Origin of the sequence: Streptomyces sp. NBC_00091, assembly GCF_026343185.1 — a bacterium.
Classification (GTDB): domain Bacteria; phylum Actinomycetota; class Actinomycetes; order Streptomycetales; family Streptomycetaceae; genus Streptomyces.
Genome location: NZ_JAPEMA010000002.1, coordinates 313,695 through 331,079, shown reverse-complemented (window position 1 = coordinate 331,079; position 17,385 = coordinate 313,695). Strand labels below are relative to the sequence as shown.

The following is a 17,385-nucleotide window of genomic DNA, read 5'->3' as shown; positions in this document are numbered from 1 at the left end:
ATCGGTCAGTCCTCGCGCCGGGCGGCCCCGGCCACGGAGACGTTCAGGAACCGCGGTACGGGCCGTCCCCGGCCGCGGAAGTCCTCCGCGACCGCCGCCCGCACCGCCGCCAGCCGGGCCGCCGGCAGCAGCACCAGGACGCTCCGCCCCGGCTGCCCGCCGGGCGGCCAGGCGCTCAGGGCCCCCGCCCGGCGGGCGAGGCCGACGGTCCGGGCCAGCTCCGCCGGCCGCTCCGCCCGGTCCCCGCGCACGGCGACGAGCACCAGGCGCGCCTGCGAGGCGGCCGGGTCGAAGGTGACGTACCGCTGCCGTCCCCGGGGCCCCGCGCCGAGCAGCAGGGCCTCGCCCGGCCGGGCGAAGAGCACCGCCCGGCGCAGGGCGTCGTCCCCGTCCGGCAGCGCCCCGGCCAGCAGCCGGGCCAGCCGCGCCCGGTCGGGCTCCTCGCCCGGCGCCCCGTGTACGTCGGCCACCGCGAGCGCCACCGCGCAGTCGGCCGGCTCCGCCGTGGCGAGCCCGGCCGCGGCCGTGAGCGAGCCCTGTACGTGCAGGTCGCTCCCGCCGAGGCCGTAGCCGGCCCGGGCCAGCGCCCGCAGCACGGCGTACGGCCGCACGGCCCAGGCCGGGGCGGCGGGCGGCGGCCCGGACAGGGTCAGCGGCAGGTCGCAGCCGTCCGCGGGGTGGCCGAGCGAGCTGAGCCGCACCAGGCCGTCGGTGCGCGGGGCCGCGGCGGCGGCCGTGGGCCAGCCGGCCGCCGCGACCAGCCCGGGGGAGCCCAGGTGGAAGGCGTGCGGGGCGCTCCACACGGCGGCCGGGGGCCGGCCGTGCGCGGCTTCGAGGGCGTAGGCCACGAGCCGGAAGAGCGGGTCGGCGGTGGCCCGCCGGGCCAGGTCCCCCGCGGCCGGCGCTTCGGGGCGGGCCGCGGCCGTCACGAGGCGTCCTTGCGGGCCAGCATCCGGTAGGCGTTCCCGCCGTCGGTGCGCCGGGCCGCCGCGGTGCGCAGGGCGTCGAGCACCACCGCCGCGGCGAAGCACGGCACGGCGGCCACCCGTACGGCGCCGGCCAGCGCCCGCGCGCGACCGGTGGGCGGCGGCCCCCACGGCCGGTCCGGGTCCGGGGCCAGCCGGGTCGCAGTCAGGGCCACCGCCCCGAAGAAGTCGTTGCCCTGGTGGGCCGGGCCGTGTTCCTCGGCGAGCACGGTGAACCCCCGGTCGGCCAGCGCCTCCCGCAGGTTGGCGGCCGGGATCAGGTGCTGGTGCTGGGGCTGGAACCAGGGCAGCCACGCAGGGCCGAGCAGCCGGGCCATCCGCGACTCCGGGTCGGGGAGTTCGATCGCCAGGTACCCGCCGGGGGCCAAGGCCGTGGCCGCCGCGTCGAGTTCGGCGAGCGGGTCCCGGGTGTGCTCCAGGTAGTGGTACATGCTGACCACCTCGTACCGGCCGGCCAGCTTCGAGGCGAACTCGGGGAACTGGCCCTGGTACCCCGTCTCCACCCACCCGCGCCGCTCCGCCTCGCAGACCCCGTCGCCCATGTCCAGCCCGTCGAAGCGGGTCCGCGGCCAGACGTCCCGCGCCGCGTTGCAGAAGTGGCCGTGGCCGGTGCCGACGTCGAGCCAGGACGCCGGGTCGGCGTACGGCAGGAGCATCTCGGCGCGCCCCCGGTAGGCGGCGCCGAGCCGGCCGAAGACCGTGCCGGCGCCCTCGCCGCCGCGCCCGTCGTAGAAGTCGCGGTAGTAGAACTCCAGCCCCTGCGGGGTCAGCCGGGGGTTCTGGAAGACGTGCCCGCAGGCACCGCACTGCTCCAGCGTGAACCGGCCCGGCTTGCCCTGGAGCTGGTCGGGCATCCGGACGCGGACCGCGAGCGGGCCGGCGCCGCACCACGGGCAGTCGGGGCGGCGCGGCTCGAAGAACCGGCCAGTGCCCCTGGCCAGGTCGGCCCGGTAGGCGGCGGCCGCCGGCCCGGAGTGCCCCGAGTGCCCGGAGGACCCCGTCGTACCGTCGGCCCGGGTGCCCTCGGCCGCCACGGCCGTACGCAGGGCGGCGCCGAGGGAGCGGACCGGCCGGGCGGCGGTGGCCCGGCCCAGATCGGCGGGGCGGAGCGGCGAACCGGGCCCGCCGAGGGCGAGGTACGGCTGGAGCCAGTACAGCCCGGCCGCAGCGGCCCCCCACCGGCCCTGGCGCAGGGCGACGGCGGCCAGCAGCGCCAGCCCGGACAGCTGCGCGGCCGCCAGCGCCCCCGGCGGCAGCCCCTGGGCCCGCAGCTCGGCGGCCCGCCCGGCGCTCCCGGCGGCCGGCCCGCAGCTCAGGGCCGGGGCGATGGCCAGCCCCGTCGCCCCGGCGGCGTACTCCTTCAAACGCCGGGTGAGCGCGAGGAGTTCCGCCGGATCCGCCCCGGGTCCGCCCGGATCGACCCCGGCCCGCGCCAGCACCTCCGCGGCGACCAGCACGGCGAAGCCGGCCCCGCGCCCCTCCCCGAGGCGGTCGCGCCGGTACCGGGCGGGGTCCACCAGCCGCAGCAGCCCCAGGGCCCGCTCGGCGGGCAGGTCCGCGGGCAGCAGGTCCAGCACCCGCAGCCCCTCCCGGTCCGCGTACGCGCAGGCCGCGAGGAAGGTGCCCGCGTCGGGCTCCACCCCCCTGGCGGTGAGCAGCCGCCATCCGGCGGCCCCCGGCACCCCGGCCGACACGGGCGGAGCGGCGGGCAGCACCGGGATCGCCCGCAGCCGGCGGCCGGCCCGTACGGTGCCCGCGCCGAGCGCGGCCAGCAGTACCGCGGAGGTCCAGCGGACCCGGGAGAGCGGGGGTGGCGTGGGCGGCGTCATATCAGCTTCTCCAACCGGTCGGCCGCGGCGGCGGCCCCGCCCGCCGCGGCGAATGAGGCCTGGATCCGCCGGGCGGCCCGGCGGGGGCCGGGGTCGTCCAGCACGGCCGTGAGCGCGTCCCGCAGTTCCTCGGCGCCGGTCCGGCCGAACCGCACCCGGACCCCGGCCCCGGCGAGGGCGACCTGCCGGGCCACGATCGGCTGGTCGTCGCGGATCGGAGCGACCACCAGCGGCAGCCCGTACGCGAGGGCCTCGCACACCGTGTTGTGGCCGCCGTGGCAGACCACCGCGTCCAGGTGCGGCAGCAACTCCAGCTGCGGGACGCTCGCCCGGACCAGTACGTGCCCGGGCACCTCCCCGACCAGAGCGGCGGGCGCCACGAGGACCAGCTGCACCTCCCCGGCGAGCCGCTCGGCCGCGCCCAGCACCGCGCGGTAGAAACGGGCGCCCGCCTCCTGGTTGAGGGTGCCCAGCGACACCAGCACCCGCCGCCTCTGCGGATCCAGCCGCTGCCAGGGGAAGTCGGGGGCGGCCGGCCGGGCCCCGAAGGCCGGACCGACGAAGGCGTAGTGCGGGGCGAAACCCTCGCAGGAGCCCAGGAGTTCCGGAGTCGAGAAGACCAGCACCAGCCGGTCGGAGAAGCGGGGGTCCCAGCCCGCGCCGCTCTCCCCGAACTCCGCGAGCAGCCCCGAGACCTGCCCGGCCACCCACTCCCCGACCTTCGGGAAGTCCGCGAAGGGACGGGTCAGTTCGGCCGAGGTACTGGCCGAGGTCACCCACGGCACGCCGAGCCGCCGGGCGACCAGCGGCCCGGCCAGGGCCTGCTGGTCGCAGACCATGACGTCCGGCTCGAAGGCCCGGACCGCCAGGGCCACCCCGGGCACCATCGCCCGGGCCAGCGGGATCAGGGCCTCCTCCCACAGGAACCGCAGCGCGCCGACCCCGCGCAGATCGCGCCAGCGGTCGTGCAGCCCGGCGTAGTAGCCGCCACCGGCCCGCCCGCCGCCCGCGTCCAGCGCGCCGGGTACCCGTGCGACGGGTTCCTCCGCGCCGGGTTCCTCCGCGCCCGGCCCCGGCCCGCCCGGATCCTCCCCGGCCGGCAGGATCCGGGCCGGGGAGGGCAGCAGCCGGGCCAGCGCCGAAGCCGGCCCGGTCCAGGCGACCTCGTGGCCCCGGGCGGCCAGTTCGGCCCCGACGGCCACGGTCGGATTGACGTGTCCCGCCAGCGGCGGCACCGTGAACAGCACCCTCATCGGACCAGCGCTCCCGCCCGCGGCCGCGCCGTCGCCGCCGCGGCCGCCGTCGCGTCGAGGTGTTCCCGTACGGATTCCCGTAGCGCCCCGCTGCTCTCCTTCAGGACGTCGTGCCCCAGGCCCGGCAGGATCCGCAGGCTCGCCCGCGCGGCGTGCCGGGCCAGCTCCCGGGCACCCGGCACCAGTTCGGAGTGCTCGCCGCAGACGATCAGGGCCGGGCAGTGGAGCTGCGCGTAGTCGGCCGGGGTGAAGGTGCGGCTCCCGGCGATGTCGTCGATCAGGGTGGTGCGGTTGAGCAGCTCGTCGGCGATGGCGGTGAGGTGGGCGGCCTTGCGCAGGCGCAGGCCGAGCAGCTCCGCCGGCACCGGGCTGTCCTCCAGGCTGAGCGCGGCCGCCGACAGGGTGTCCACCATGTTCTCCACCCACGCCCCGCTGAGCGGCGGTTCGAGGAGGGTGAGCCCGGTGACGAGGTCGGGCCGGGCCAGGGCGGCGTGCAGAGCCAGGGTCCCGCCGTAGCTGTTGCCGACCAGGTGGAGCTGGCGCCGCCCGAGGCCGAGCGCGCCGAGGAGGGCGAAGAGGTCCCGTACGGCGCTGCGGCTGTCGTAGCCCTCGGCCGGGCGTTCGGTGCGGCCGTGGCCGCGCAGGTCGTAGAGGAGGACCTCGTGCCCGGCGCGGGCGACCGGCAGGGCCACCGGGCAGTAGAAGGAGGACAGGTTGTCGACGACGAGCCCGTGGAGGAACACCACCAGGGGCCGGCCGGGGTCGGCCGCGGCGGCGGCCGGGAGCCGCTGGACGTGGAAGCGCAGGGAGCCCGCGTGGACGAAGGCCATGGCGGGCTCAGCCGGCCAGGGTGGCCGACGCGGCGGCCGTGGCGGCCGTCGTCGGCGGGACCGGCGGGACCGGCGGGACCGGCGGGACCGGCGGGACCGGCGGGACCGGCGGGGCGGCGGTGGCCGACGCGCCCCGGGCGAGGGAGGCGTGGGTGACCTGCCCGATGTGGGTGACGAGCTCGCCGACGGACATGGCGAGAATGGCGTCCATGTCCTTCTCCGCCAGGAAGCCCATCAGGTCCACCCCGGCGCCGTAGCGATGGTGCAGAGCCTCGGCGAGCGCGACGAACTCGATGCTCTCCAGGGCGAGGTCCTCGTTGAACGTCGTCTTCATCGTGACCTCGTCCGTGAGGAGGTACTCATCGCCGACGATCTCCACCAGCATGCCGGTGATCTCGGCGAGGATGTCAGTTCCCATGGCGTGTCTCCGTGAGGTGGAAGGGGACGGTGGGCGCCGCGCCGTGGTCCGTCCAGGCGACGACGTGGTCGAGCGGCGCGGATCCGGGCAGGGTGGTGCGCACCGCGTACGGGTGCCCGTCCGGGGACCGCACCAGCAGGCCGCCGGAGTCCGGCTCACCGGACATCCGCCAGTCCTGCGGCCGGCCGCCGAGCCCGCTGCCCTCCGCCTTGGCAGCGGCCTCCTTGGCGCACCACAGGGCGGTGAGCGCGGCCGGCAGCCCGCACCCCCGGGCGGCGGCCAGCGCCTCGGCCAGGGGGAGTTCGCCGGGCCCCAGGGCGATGCGGATCAGGGCGTCCGGATCGGCGGTCACCGGTTCCACGTCGATCCCGACCGCTCGGTCGGGGTGCGCGAGGGCGACCGCGATCCGGTCCTTGTGGGCGATGGTCAGCCGGAACCCGCCGGCGAGCGGGCCCAGCGCCAGCGGGCGGCCCGCCGGGTCGTTGCCGACCGGAACCTCCGCCGGGAACACCGGCCCGGCGCCGCCGTCCCACAGCAGCTGCCGCAGCGCGTCCTTGGCGGCGATCCGGCCCAGCAGCCAGGGGGCCCGGGCGCGGGGCGACAGCCGCTCGTAGGCGGCCCGCTCGGCGGCGCCCAGGTAGCGGCGCATCACCAGTTCCTGCGAGGCGGGGTCGCTCCAGCGCCTGCGGGCCAGGCACCAGCCGCCCGGCTGGGGCTCGCCGATGCCGCAGACCTCAGGGGTGAACTTCATCGGCCAGACCCGTTCGTCGGCGCCGAACCGGCGGTACGTCCACCCCTCGATCCGCGCCCACACCTCGCCGTCGGCCCGCCGCAGCTCGAGGTCGCCGCGCACGGTGACCTCGAGCACCTCGCGGATCCGGGCCGTGGCGCGTACGAGTTCCCGCGCGGCCGGCGGCGGACCGAAGAACCGGACGCGGTCCACGGTGGCGGGGAACACCAGCCGGTCCACCGGGAGGCTCAGCTGCATCCAGTGCCCGAACAGCTGGCCCGCGGCGTCGAGCAGGGCCCCGGGATCGGGCAGGGCCCGCAGCACCCCCTCGATGCCGTCCGCGCCGACGGTCCGCACCTCGTGCACGGCGGCGAAGCGGGGGCCGTGGAACATCCACCGGTCGCGGTAGAGCGCCTCGGCGCTGACGGGGGCGGGCCGCGGGTCGCGCAGGGCCGTGGTGTCGGGGGCGGGCGGCCGCTCGTACCGCTCGCCGAGCAGGACGACCACCGAGGCGTACTCCCCGATCTCCACGCGGAACCGGCCGGGCCCCTCGCCCCGGACGAGGACCTCCACGTCCAGGGCCGGTTCGACGGGCAGCCACCGCAGGGCGCGTACGTCCTCGTAGCCGGTGACGGCCGAGCCGGCGGGCGCGTACCGCCGGGCGGCCTCGGCGGCCAGCTCGAGCATGGTGGTCATGGGCACGACCGGGAACCGGTCGGAGTCATGCGGCCAGCCGTCCGGCTGGAGGTACACGCAGTGGTCCCGTACGTAGGGCAGCGCGGCCAGCGAGAGCCGCAGGGTGTGTTTCCCCGTGGCCCTTCCCGCACCGTCGTGGCGCGTGCCGGGGCCCGGCCCTGCGGCCGGCCCCTCCGCGGCACCGGGCGGCCGGACCGCCGCCCAGGCCTCGGCGACGCTCCGGGCGGCGGCGCCGGTGTCGCCGAGGACCGCGTCCAGGGCGGACAGCAGGACCGGCCGTCCCGAGGACGCGGCGGGCGCCGGAGCCGGGCCCGGGAGGCCGCCGCCGCCCGGCAGGGCCCGGTCCGTCTCCCCGAGGGCCGGGGCCGGGCTGCCCGGGGCCGTGGTGAGGAGGCCGCTCAGGGACGCCCGGGCCGCCTCGCCGAGCCGCACCAGCGGCGAGCCGAGGTCCAGGCGCATGCCGCGCCCGGGCCCGGCGGGTGTCGCCCGGGGCCCGGGGCGGCCGACGGCCGCACCCTGAAGCCCCGCCGGGCCGACGGCCGGGCCGACGCCCGACCAGGCGTCCGCTCCGGCGCCCGACTCGGCGTCCGACTTGGCGTCCGCTCCGGCGGCCGGGCCGACGCCCGACCAGGCGTCCGACTCGGCGTCCGATCCGGCGTCCGATCCGGCGTCCGACCGGGCGGCCGACTCGCCGTCCGATCCGGCAGCCGACCCGGCGTCCGATCCGGCGTCCGATCCGGCGTCCGACCCAGCGGCCGGGCTGGCGTCCGATCCGGCGGCCGGGCCCGGGGAGGCCGATGCGCCGGCCGATGCGTCGGCCGGCGCATCGGCCGGGGACCCGGCCAGGAGGTCCCAGCGCGGCGTGTGTCCCTCGGTCCAGAGCGCGGCGCAGGCGCGGGTCAGCGAGGCCAGGCCCGGCAGGCGCGGGGAGGAGGCGGCCACCGACAGGTGGGGGCGCTCGCGCAGGGTGTCCTCGACGAAGCCCGGCAGGCTGCCCGGGCCCAGCGTGACGAAGCTCCGCACGCCCTCCTCCTCGTACAGGCGCAGCGTCAGCTCGCGGAAGCGCACCGGCTCCAGGAGGTGGCGGACCACCAGTTCCCGTACCTCCCGCGCGGCGGCCGGGAACGGCGCGCACGTGGTGGCCGACCACACCGGCAGCGAGCCCGGCCGCAGCGGCAGCCGGCCGAAGGCGGCGCGGACCTGGCCGAGGTAGGGCTCCCACATCGGGGTGTGGAAGCCCGAACGGAACGGCAGCTCCTGCCCGAGCACCCCCTCGCCGCGCAACCGCCCGACCGCCGCGGCCACTTGGTCCGGATCGCCGCATATCACCGACTGGTGCGGGCAGTTGTCGTGGCTGACCACCACCCCGTCCAGTCCGTGCAGCGCCGACTCCGCCCGCTGGGCACCGCAGCCCAGCGCCGCGTACACCAGGTCCGGGACCCTGAGCGAACCGGGCCGCAGCGAGTCCAGGAAGGTGTCGGCCGCCTCCTGCGGGTACATCCCGGCGGCCACCATCGCCGCCCACTCGCCCAGGCTGTGGCCCGCCAGCACATCGGCTTCGATACCGAGGCCGGGCAGGGCCCGGGCGAAGAAGCGGCCCGTCGCGATCGCGTCCAGGGCCCGCTCGACCAGCGACCCGCCCCGGGTGAGGCGGGGCCGGTCCAGCCCCAGGCGGTCCGCGACGTCGTTCACCACCGGCGCGAACTCCGGCTCCAGACCCGGGAAGAGGAACGCCACCCGGCCGCCCAGCGGTTCGGGGGTGAACCACACGTCCCCCCGCCCCCGCCAGGCCCGCCCGCGCGCCACCACCTTCGCGGCCAGCGCGAGCCGCTGCGGGGTCGGCCCGACCACCGCGATTCGGCAGGGCCCCTCCCCGCCGGACACCGGCGCACCCGCTGCCAGCAGCGCCGACAGCTCGGCCGCACCGCCGGCCGCCAGGAGCAGTACGTCACCGGGCGCGCCCGCCCCCACGGGCGCGGCGGAGCCCCCCAGCGGCAGGAACCGGCGCAGCGGGGGCGCCGCCCGGCCGGCGGCCGGAGCCTCCTCCAGCACCACGTGCGCGTTGATCCCGCCGAAACCGAACGCGTTGACCCCGGCCCGGCGCGGCGCCGGCCCCCGCTCCCACGGCTCCGCGGCCGTCACCGGCCGCATCCGGGTCCGGGCCAGGTCCGGGTGGGGGTCCTCCAGGTGCAGCGTCGGCGGCAGCACCCCCTCGTGCACGGACAGGGCGGCCTTGATCAGCCCGGCCATGCCGGAGGCCTGCATCGTGTGGCCGAGCATCGACTTGACCGACCCGAAACCGATCTCCGGCCCGCCCGCTCCGGGCGGCCCGAACACCTGGGCCAGGGTGTCCAGTTCGGCCGCGTCCCCCACCGGCGTCCCGGTGCCGTGCGCCTCCAGCAGCCCCAGCGCGCCCGGCGCCCGCGGATCCAGGCCCGCCTCCCGCCAGGCCCGCTCCAGCGCCCGTACCTGGCCCGCGACCAGCGGACTCATCAGGCTCGCCGCCCGGCCGTCCCCGGCCACCCCCGTCCCGCGGATCACCGCGTACACGCGGTCACCGTCCCGCTGCGCGTCGGCCAGCCGTTTCAGCAGCACCACCCCGGTCCCCTCGGACAGCAGGGTCCCGTCGGCCGCCCGGTCGAAGGGCCGGATCCGCTCGCTCGGACTCAGCGCCCGCAGCTGCGTGAACACGCTCCACAGCGTGGCGATGTGGCAGTGGTGCACCGCCCCCGCCACCACCGCGTCGCACCGCCCGCCCGCCAGCAAGGCGACCGCCTGGTCCACGGCCAGCAGCGAGGAGGCGCAGGCCGCGTCCAGGGTGTAGGCGGGGCCGCGGAAGTCCAGCCGGTTGGCGGTCCGGGCGGCGGTGAAGCTCGGCACCAGCCCGATCGAGGCGTCCGGCCGCTCCGGACCCAGCGCGTCCTGGAAGGCCGAGCGCACCTCGGCGATCCGCCGCTCGCCGAGCTCCGGCGCCAGCTCCCGCAGGGTCTGCGCCAACTGGTGGGCGGTCCGCACCCGTTGGTCCAGCCGGGCCGTGGCCACCCCCATGAACCCGCCGCGCCCCAGCACCACCCCGATCCGGGACCGGTCCGCCGGCAGCCGGTCCTCGCCGCCCGCGTCCGCGATCGCCTCGGCCGTCGCGTGCAGGGCCAGCATCTGATCCGGCTCGGCCCCCTCCACGGCCGCCGGCATGATCCCGAACCGCGTCGGGTCGAAGGCGGCCAGCCCGTCGACGAAGCCGCCGCGCCGGCAGTAGAACCGGTCGCCGGCCGCGCCACCGCCGGCGCCGTCCGGGTCGTAGTACACCTCCGGATCCCAGCGCTCCGGCGGGACGTCGCCGACGCAGTCCGTACCGGCGAGCAGATTGCGCCGGTACGCGGCCAGATCGCCGGCGCCCGGGAACACCGCGCCCATCCCGACGATCGCCGCGTCGGTCGGGCGCGGGCCGCGCCGCAGCCGGTCACTCATCGCCGCGCACCTCCTGCGAGGCGGCCATCAGGACCACCTGTACGTCGTTCCCGTGGGCGAGTTCGGCGAGGAACGCGGAGGTCCCGGCCTCCGGCTCGATGAGCGGGATGCCTCGCCGGACGTACGCCCGCTCCAGCTCGGGGGTGACCATCCCGCCCGCCTGGGCCGCCCAGGGGCCCCAGTCGACGGACAGCACCCGGCCGGGGAAGGACTCGGCCCAGGTGTGCGCGAGGGAGTCGAGGGCGTCGTTGGCCGCCGCGTAGTCGCTCTGGCCGCGGTTGCCGTACACCCCGGCGACACTGCCGAACAGGGCCAGGAACCGGGGTGGCGGGCACGAGCCGTGCTCGGCGGCCGCGGCCGCCAGGTGGCGCGCACCGGCCACCTTGGTGGTGAACACCTCGGCGAAGTCCGCCGGGTCCTTCTCGCGCAGCAGGCCGTCCCGCAGCACCCCCGCGCCGTGCACGATCCCGTCGAGCCGGCCGTGCCGGGCGCGCACATCGGCCACGACGGCCCGTACGGCCTCCTCGTCCGTGACGTCGGCGCAGTGGTAGCGGACCGAGGCCGCCGCGCCGGCGAGGCCGGCCAGAGCGGCCCGCACCTCCCGCTCGGCGAGGATCCGCGAGGCCGCCGCCTCGATCTCGGCCGGTGTGCGCAGCCCCGAGGCGATCAGCGCGGCACGCAGCGCGACCCGGTCCTGCGCCTGCCCGAACGCGTCGGCTCCGGCGGGTGGTTCGGGCGTACGGCCGACCAGTTCCACGTGGCATCCGGTGGCACGGGCCAGCGCGAGGGCCGTCCGCGCGGTGATCCCGCGCGCCCCGCCCGTGAGCAGGACCACGGAGCCCGGGCCCAGGGGCACGGCCTCCCCGGCCGCGTGCAGCGGAGCGGGCACCGGCCGGCGGACGGTCCGGGTGCCGTCCGCGGCGTACCCGACGGAGGCGGGCCCGTCGGACTCCTCGCACCCCAGCTCGGCGAGGAGCCGGTCGGCGCTCTGCTCGGGGTCCTCCTTGGGGTGGATCTCCACGGCGCGGACCAGCGAGCCGGGGAACTCGAGCGCGGCGCTGCGGGCGAACCCGTGCAGACCGGCGCCCGCCGTGCCCGGCTCGGTGACGAGGAGCAGCCGGCGCACCCCGCCGGCCAGCACCCGCCGCAGCCCGGGGAAGGCTTCCGGCAGCACCGGCTCGGCCGCCCCGGCCCGCAGCGCGGACAGGTCGACGATCCCGTCGAAACCGGCCTCCGTCTCCGTGAGGAGCCGTACGTCGGCCCCCCGCGCCCGCAGTGCCCCGCCGAGCGCCGCGGCGAGGCCCTGGCCGTCCTCGACGACCCCGATCCGCAGGCCCCGCAGGGCCTGCGGGTCCCCGGCGGCCTCCGCCACGGGGACCACCTCCACCCGCAGCCGCGCGACCGGGACGGGTGCCGGCGCCGGCCCGGCGTCCGGAGCCGGGTCCGGGTCCGGCTCCGGTGAGTCGTCGGCGGTGCGGGAGACGATCCAGTCCACGATCCCGCGCAGGGTCTTGATCCGGGACAGCTCCTCGACGGCGGACTCGGTGGAGCCGCCCGGATCCCGGGGGAGCCCGATGCGGTCGGCCAGGGCCCCGATGATCTCCACCCGTTTGATGGAGTCGATGGACAGGTCCGCTTCCAGGTCGAGCCCCGGGTCGAGCATGTCCCTGGGGTATCCGGTCCGGGTGTGGACGATCTCCAGGACGGCGTCCATCACCTCCTCGGCCGTACGGGGCGCCCCGGGACCGGCCGCCCCGCCCCGGCCCGCGCCGGCCACCGGCGCCCAGGCACCGGAGCCGTCCGCCGGGGCCGGGGCGTTGACGGCGCCGGGCAGCACACCCGGTACCGGGGCCTCGGCGCCCGGCCGGGGCAGCGCGGGCGCCGCCGCGCCCAGGTACCCCAGCAGGACGTCCCGCTGCGCCTCGACCAGTTCCCGGGTCCCGCGCAGGTACTCCAGCACCGCCTCCTCGCGCCGGTCGCCGGCCACAGCGCCGCCGCCGGCCACAGCGCCGCCGCCGGCCACAGCGCCGCCGCCGGCCACAGCGCCGCCGCCGGCCACAGCGCCCCCGCCGGCCACAGCGCCGCCGGCCGCCGCACCCACCCCGGAGGCCGCAGCCACCACCGCACCGCCCTCCGCCGCCTCCGCCGGCGCCACCCGCCGGGCCGGCCGCAGCCCCCCGGCGACCGGGAGCCCGTCGGCGGTACGCACCAGGTGCCCGTCCACCAGCCAGCCCGGGCGGACCGGCGCCCGCTCGGGCAGCCGCCGGGTCCGGCCCCGGAACAGCGCCTCCGGCGCCAACGGAACGCCCGCCGCAGCCAGTTCCGCCAGCGCCGTGACCAGCCGGACCAGTCCGTGCTCGCCCCGCACGTCCAGCGGGACCACCGTGTGCGGCCGGTCCTGGAGGATCCGGCCGACCAGACCCGACAGGACCCTCCCGGGCCCCGCCTCCACGAAGGTCCTGACCCCGGCCGCGTACATGGCCTCCACCTGCTCCACGAACCGGACCGGCTCCGCCACCTGCCGCGCCAGGAGGCCCCGTACGGCATCGGGACCGGCCGGGTACGGCCCGGCCGTGGTGTTCGACCAGACCGGCACGGCGGCGTCGGCCACCGCCGTACCGGCCAGCTCCTCGGCCAGGGCCCCGGCCGCCCCCGCGACCACCCCGCTGTGGAAGGCGCAGGCCACCGGGATCGGCTCCGCCTTCAGCCCCGCCTCCCGGAGCGCCTCCACCGCGCCGGACACCGCCCCCGTCGGACCGGAGATCACGCACTGCCGGGGCGCGTTGTGGTTCGCCACCACGCAGCCGGCGCGCTCCGCTATCTCCCGTACCTCCTCCGGCGCCGCCGACACCGCCGCCATCGACCCCGGATCCGCCCCGGCGGCGGCCAGGATCGCCCCGGCCCGGCGCGCGCTCAGCCGCAGTAGGCTCGGCATGTCGTACACCCCGGCCGCCCACAGCGCGGTGAGCTCCCCGTACGAGTGCCCGCCCACACAGTCCGGCCGTACGCCGAGCTCACCGAGCAGCAGGTGCGCCGCCGCCCCCGCCAGCCCCAGGGCCGGCTGCGCCACCCGGGTGTCGGTCACCGCCGCCCGCTGCGCCTCCCGCCCCCCGGCGCCGAAGGCCGCCGGCGGGAACATCGCCGAGACCACCGCCCCCGGGGCCTCGTCCAGCAGCCCGCGCAGCGCGGGGAACGCCGTGAACAACTCGCCCAGCATCCCCGGGCGCTGGCTGCCCTGCCCGGGGAACAGGAACGCCACCCGGCCCGGATCCGCCCGGTCCTCCCGTACGTGGACCCCCACGCCCGCGGTGAAGGCCCGGGCCCGCTCCAGCCGGACGGCCAGCTCGTCCGCGTCGCCGGCCACGACCGCGACCCGCACCGGCCCCCGCCCCGAGGCGGCGGCCTCCGCCGCCAGGTCGCGCAGGGTCCACGGCCGCCCGGCCGCGTCGTTCTCCTCCAGCCGGGCCGCGAGCCGCGCCATCGCCCGGCCCGCCGCCCGCCGGTCCTCCCCGCGGAAGCAGAACAGCTCGGCCGGCCACTCCTCCAGCCCGTGCCGGGGCTCGTCGGACCCGGCGTAACCGGCCAGTACGGCGTGGTAGTTGGTGCCGCCGAAGCCGAAGGCGCTCACCCCGGCGATCCGCCGCCGCGGGGGCAGGGCCCAGGGCCGGGCCTGCGTGTCGAAGAAGAACGGGCTGGTCCCCTCCCGCCAGGCCGGACTGGGCGTGTCGATGTGCAGAGTGGGCGGCCGCACGCCCGCGTGCACCGCCCGGGCCGCCTTGATCAGCCCGGCCAGGCCGGCCGCGCACTTGGTGTGCCCGAGCTGGGACTTCACCGAGCCCAGCGCACAGGAGCCAGGGGCGGCGCCGGACGCGGTGAACAGCTCGGTCAGGACGGACAGTTCGGTGCTGTCGCCGACCACCGTGCCGGTGCCGTGTGCCTCGACCAGCCCCACCTCGGCCGGGCTGACCCCGGCCCGGGCGTAGGCCCGCTCCAGCGCCCGGCGCTGGCCCTCCGGCCGGGGCGCGGTCAGGCCCAGCGAGCGGCCGTCGCTGGCTGCGCCGACCGCCTTGACCACGGCGTACACCCGGTCGCCGTCCCGCTCCGCGTCCGCGAGCCGCTTGAGCACGAGCACGCCCACGCCCTCGCCGAGCGCGATCCCGTCGGCGGCCGCGTCGAAGGGCCGGCAGCGGCCGCCGGGGGACAGGGCGCGGACCGAGGAGAACAGCAGGTAGTCGTTGATGCCGTTGTGCACGTCGGCGCCGCCGCACAGCACCATGTCGCTGTCCCCGTCGCACAGTTGGCGGCAGGCCAGGTCCAGGGCGGCGAGGGAGGAGGCGCAGGCCGCGTCGACCGTGCAGTTCGCGCCGCCCAGGTCGAGCCGGTTGGCGACCCGGCCCGCGATGACGTTGGCGAGCACTCCGGGAAAGGAGTCCTCGGTGAGCCGGGGCAGTTGTCCGTCCAGGCCGGCCGGGACCGCGCCCAGGTAGGAGGGGAGCAGCGCGCGCAGCCCGTACGCGCCCGCCAGCTCGGTACCTGCCTCGGCTCCGAAGACCACCGAGGCCCGGGAGCGGTCGAAGTCCCGGTCCCTGCCGTAGCCGGCGTCCCCGAGGGCCCGCGCGGAGATCTCCAGGGCGAGCAGCTGCACCGGTTCGATCCCGGCCAGCGAGGCGGGCGGGATGCCGTGGGCCAGGGCGTCGAAGGGCACCGGGCCGAGGAAGCCGCCCCAGCGGGAGGGGGTCCGTTCGCCCGCCCGGGCCGGGTCGGCGTCGTAGTAGAGCGCCGGGTCCCAGCGCTCGGCCGGCACCTCGGTCACCGCGTCGGTGCCGTCCAGGATCCGCGCCCAGTAGCCGGCGAGGTCGGGGGAGCCGGGGTAGGCGCAGGCCATCCCGACGATGGCGATGTCCAGCGGGCCGGACGCGCCCGCAGCCGGCCCGGACGGCGCCGCCAGTTCCCGGGCCCGCCGCTCCAGGAGCCGGGTGGCCCCCTCGGTGACCTGCGCGTGCAGCGCGGCGACCGTCGTGGCCCCGGAGCGCAGGGTGGCGGCCTGCCCGAGCATGAACAGCCCCTCCGCGTACTGCTGTTCCTCGCCGACCGGCTCCAGGGCGCCGCTCGCGCTGCTCGCACCACTGGCTCCGGCGGGGACCGCCCCGGTGGCCGCGTCCCCGGAGCCCGCACTGCGGCGCAGGCCCTTGCTGGCGATCCGCAGCCGGCCCAGGTTGAGCCGCTCCAGCTCCTCCCACACCTCGCGCGGCTCGGCGCCGCTCTGCTCGAGCCGCCGCCGCGTGGCCTCGAAGGCCTCGGCGTACGGGGTCGCCGCGCAGCGCGTGGCGTGTCCGGGCGCGGTGTGCAGCAGCACGGTGTCCGCGCACTCCACGGCCGCCCGCTGGAAGACCGGGAGCACCGCGCCGCAGGCCACGGCCTCCCGGGTGAACAGGTACGCGGTGCCCATCAGCACGCCGATCCGGGCCCCCCGCTCGGCCAGCGGGGCGGCGGCCGCCACCGCCATGGCGGCGGAGCGCTCGTCGTGGATGCCGCCCGCGAACAGCACGTCCAGGGCCTCCGGTTCGGGGCAGGACAGCAGCCGCTCGATCTGCTCCTCCCAGAGCGGGAAGGAGGCGCGCGGCCCGACGTGCCCGCCGCACTCCATCCCCTCGAAGACGAACCGCCGCGCCCCCTCGGCGAGATACCGCTCCAGCAGCCCCGGCGAGGGCACGTGCAGATGGGTCCGGATCCCGGCCGCCTCCAGCGGGGCCGCCTGCGCCGGGGTGCCGCCGGCGATGACCGCGTACGGCGGTCGGGCTTCGGCCACCGCCGCCAGCTGCTCCCGCCGCAGCTCTTCCGGGGCGAAGCCCAGCAGGCCCACCCCCCAGGGGCGCTCGCCCAGCCGTGCGGCGCTCTCGGCGAGGAGCGCGCGGACGTCCGGGCCCTCCATGACCGCGAGCGCGAGGTAGGGGACCCCGCCCTCGGCGGCCACCGCCTCGGCGAAGGCGGCCTGATCGCTCACCCGGGTCATCGGCCCCTGCGCGACGGGGAGGGCGCGCTCCAGCGGCCGGGCCCGTACGGCGGCCTCCAGATGCCCGGTGACGGCCGCCCGCACGGCCTGGACCACCCCGCCGATGGTGCGGTGGCGGGCCGCCAGCCGGGCCGCCGAAGCCCCGTCCTGGCCGACGGGCAGCAGCTGCGCCCGCAGGTCGCGGGCGCCCAGCAGGGCGGCCACCGGCCCGTCGGGGGCGGTCAGGTCGGGGCGGGCGAACACCCGGTGTCCGTCGAGCAGTCGGGTCTCGGAGCCGTCCATGGCCCGCAGCGCCGCCGCCACTTCGGCGGGCAGGGCCTCCTCGCCCTCGGTGGTCAGGGCGAGTTGTGCGTCGAGCACCACCCCGGCGGCCCCGCCCGCGACAGCGGCGGCCGCCGTGTGCGGCCCGATCCCGCCACAGGCCCGTACGGGCACCCCGGGCCCGGAGCCGGCGAGGAGCTGCTGGAGGAGGACGAAGGTGGTGGCCGCGCCCACCCGGCCACCGGCCTCGTGCCCCTTGGCGACGAGCGCGACCGCCCCGGCCGCCACCGCCGCGGCGGCCTCCGCCGGGGCGGTGACCTCGGCCCAGACCCGGGGCCGGCCGGCCGCCGCGGCCCAGGCGGCCACCTGTTCCCGGGTGTGCGAGGCGGGATCGGCCAGCAGGACGGTGTCCACCCCGGGCGGCAGCTCCCCGGGCCCGGTCGGGCACCCGACGGGCACCCGCACCCCGTACCGGCCGCTGCCGGCGCCTCCACCTCCGCCTCCACCGCCGCCTCCGCCGAGTCGGCGGGCCAGCTCGGCGAAGGCGCGCCGCGCGGCGGCCGGGTCCCGGCCGAGGTCGAGCAGGCCGAGGGCCCCGGCCCGTTCGGCAGCGGTCACGATCCGCGGGTTCGGCTCCTCGAACGGGCTGACCGCGACGACGAGTTCACGGCTGGCGGCGGACTGCGGGGGCGTGCGGGTCACGGGCGCTCCTCTTCCAGTGCTGTGTGACATGGCGCAGTACGGGGCGGAAGAACGGGGGAGAGCGATTGAGGTGTGCGGCGGCCCGCGCGCATCGGTGCCGGACGCCGGGCCGATCGGTGCGGCGGGCTTGAACCATGGTCAAACACCCCGGCGCCGCGATGCATCGTGCGGGGGGCGCCGCGCACTGTCAACAGCCATA

At 78.3% G+C, this 17,385-nt stretch carries 7 protein-coding genes; all 7 read right to left on the bottom strand.

The features are described 5' to 3' along the window. Window positions 1-5: 5 nt before the first annotated feature. The 7 genes from OOK34_RS29255 to OOK34_RS29225 are packed head-to-tail and all read right to left on the bottom strand — an operon-like array spanning window position 6 to window position 17,186. Window positions 6-929 carry a galactokinase gene (locus OOK34_RS29255; RefSeq protein ID WP_267037167.1) on the bottom strand — a complete coding sequence of 308 codons (924 nt, stop codon included), beginning with the start codon at window positions 927-929 and terminating at the stop codon, window positions 6-8. Next, window positions 926-2,815: a class I SAM-dependent methyltransferase gene (locus OOK34_RS29250; RefSeq protein ID WP_267037166.1), complete on the bottom strand. Its 1,890-nt coding sequence runs from the start codon at window positions 2,813-2,815 to the stop codon at window positions 926-928. The genes OOK34_RS29255 and OOK34_RS29250 overlap by 4 nt, the downstream gene beginning before the upstream one ends. Beyond that, complete coding sequence (locus OOK34_RS29245) at window positions 2,812-4,068, bottom strand: glycosyltransferase (protein WP_267037165.1); 1,257 nt, start codon at window positions 4,066-4,068, stop codon at window positions 2,812-2,814. Before OOK34_RS29245 ends, OOK34_RS29250 begins: the two co-directional genes overlap by 4 nt. Next, entirely contained in the window at window positions 4,065-4,898 is an 834-nt protein-coding gene (locus tag OOK34_RS29240; protein WP_267037164.1) for an alpha/beta fold hydrolase, read from the bottom strand. Before OOK34_RS29240 ends, OOK34_RS29245 begins: the two co-directional genes overlap by 4 nt. 7 nt (window positions 4,899-4,905) lie before the next feature. Beyond that, a complete protein-coding gene (locus OOK34_RS29235) occupies window positions 4,906-5,316 on the bottom strand; it encodes an acyl carrier protein (protein WP_267037163.1) in 411 nt (136 codons plus the stop codon). Continuing rightward, window positions 5,306-10,210, bottom strand: coding sequence for a type I polyketide synthase (locus tag OOK34_RS29230; RefSeq protein ID WP_267037162.1), 4,905 nt, complete (start codon window positions 10,208-10,210; stop codon window positions 5,306-5,308). Before OOK34_RS29230 ends, OOK34_RS29235 begins: the two co-directional genes overlap by 11 nt. Then, a complete protein-coding gene (locus tag OOK34_RS29225; RefSeq protein WP_267037161.1) occupies window positions 10,203-17,186 on the bottom strand; it encodes a type I polyketide synthase in 6,984 nt (2,327 codons plus the stop codon). Before OOK34_RS29225 ends, OOK34_RS29230 begins: the two co-directional genes overlap by 8 nt. Window positions 17,187-17,385 lie beyond the last annotated feature (199 nt).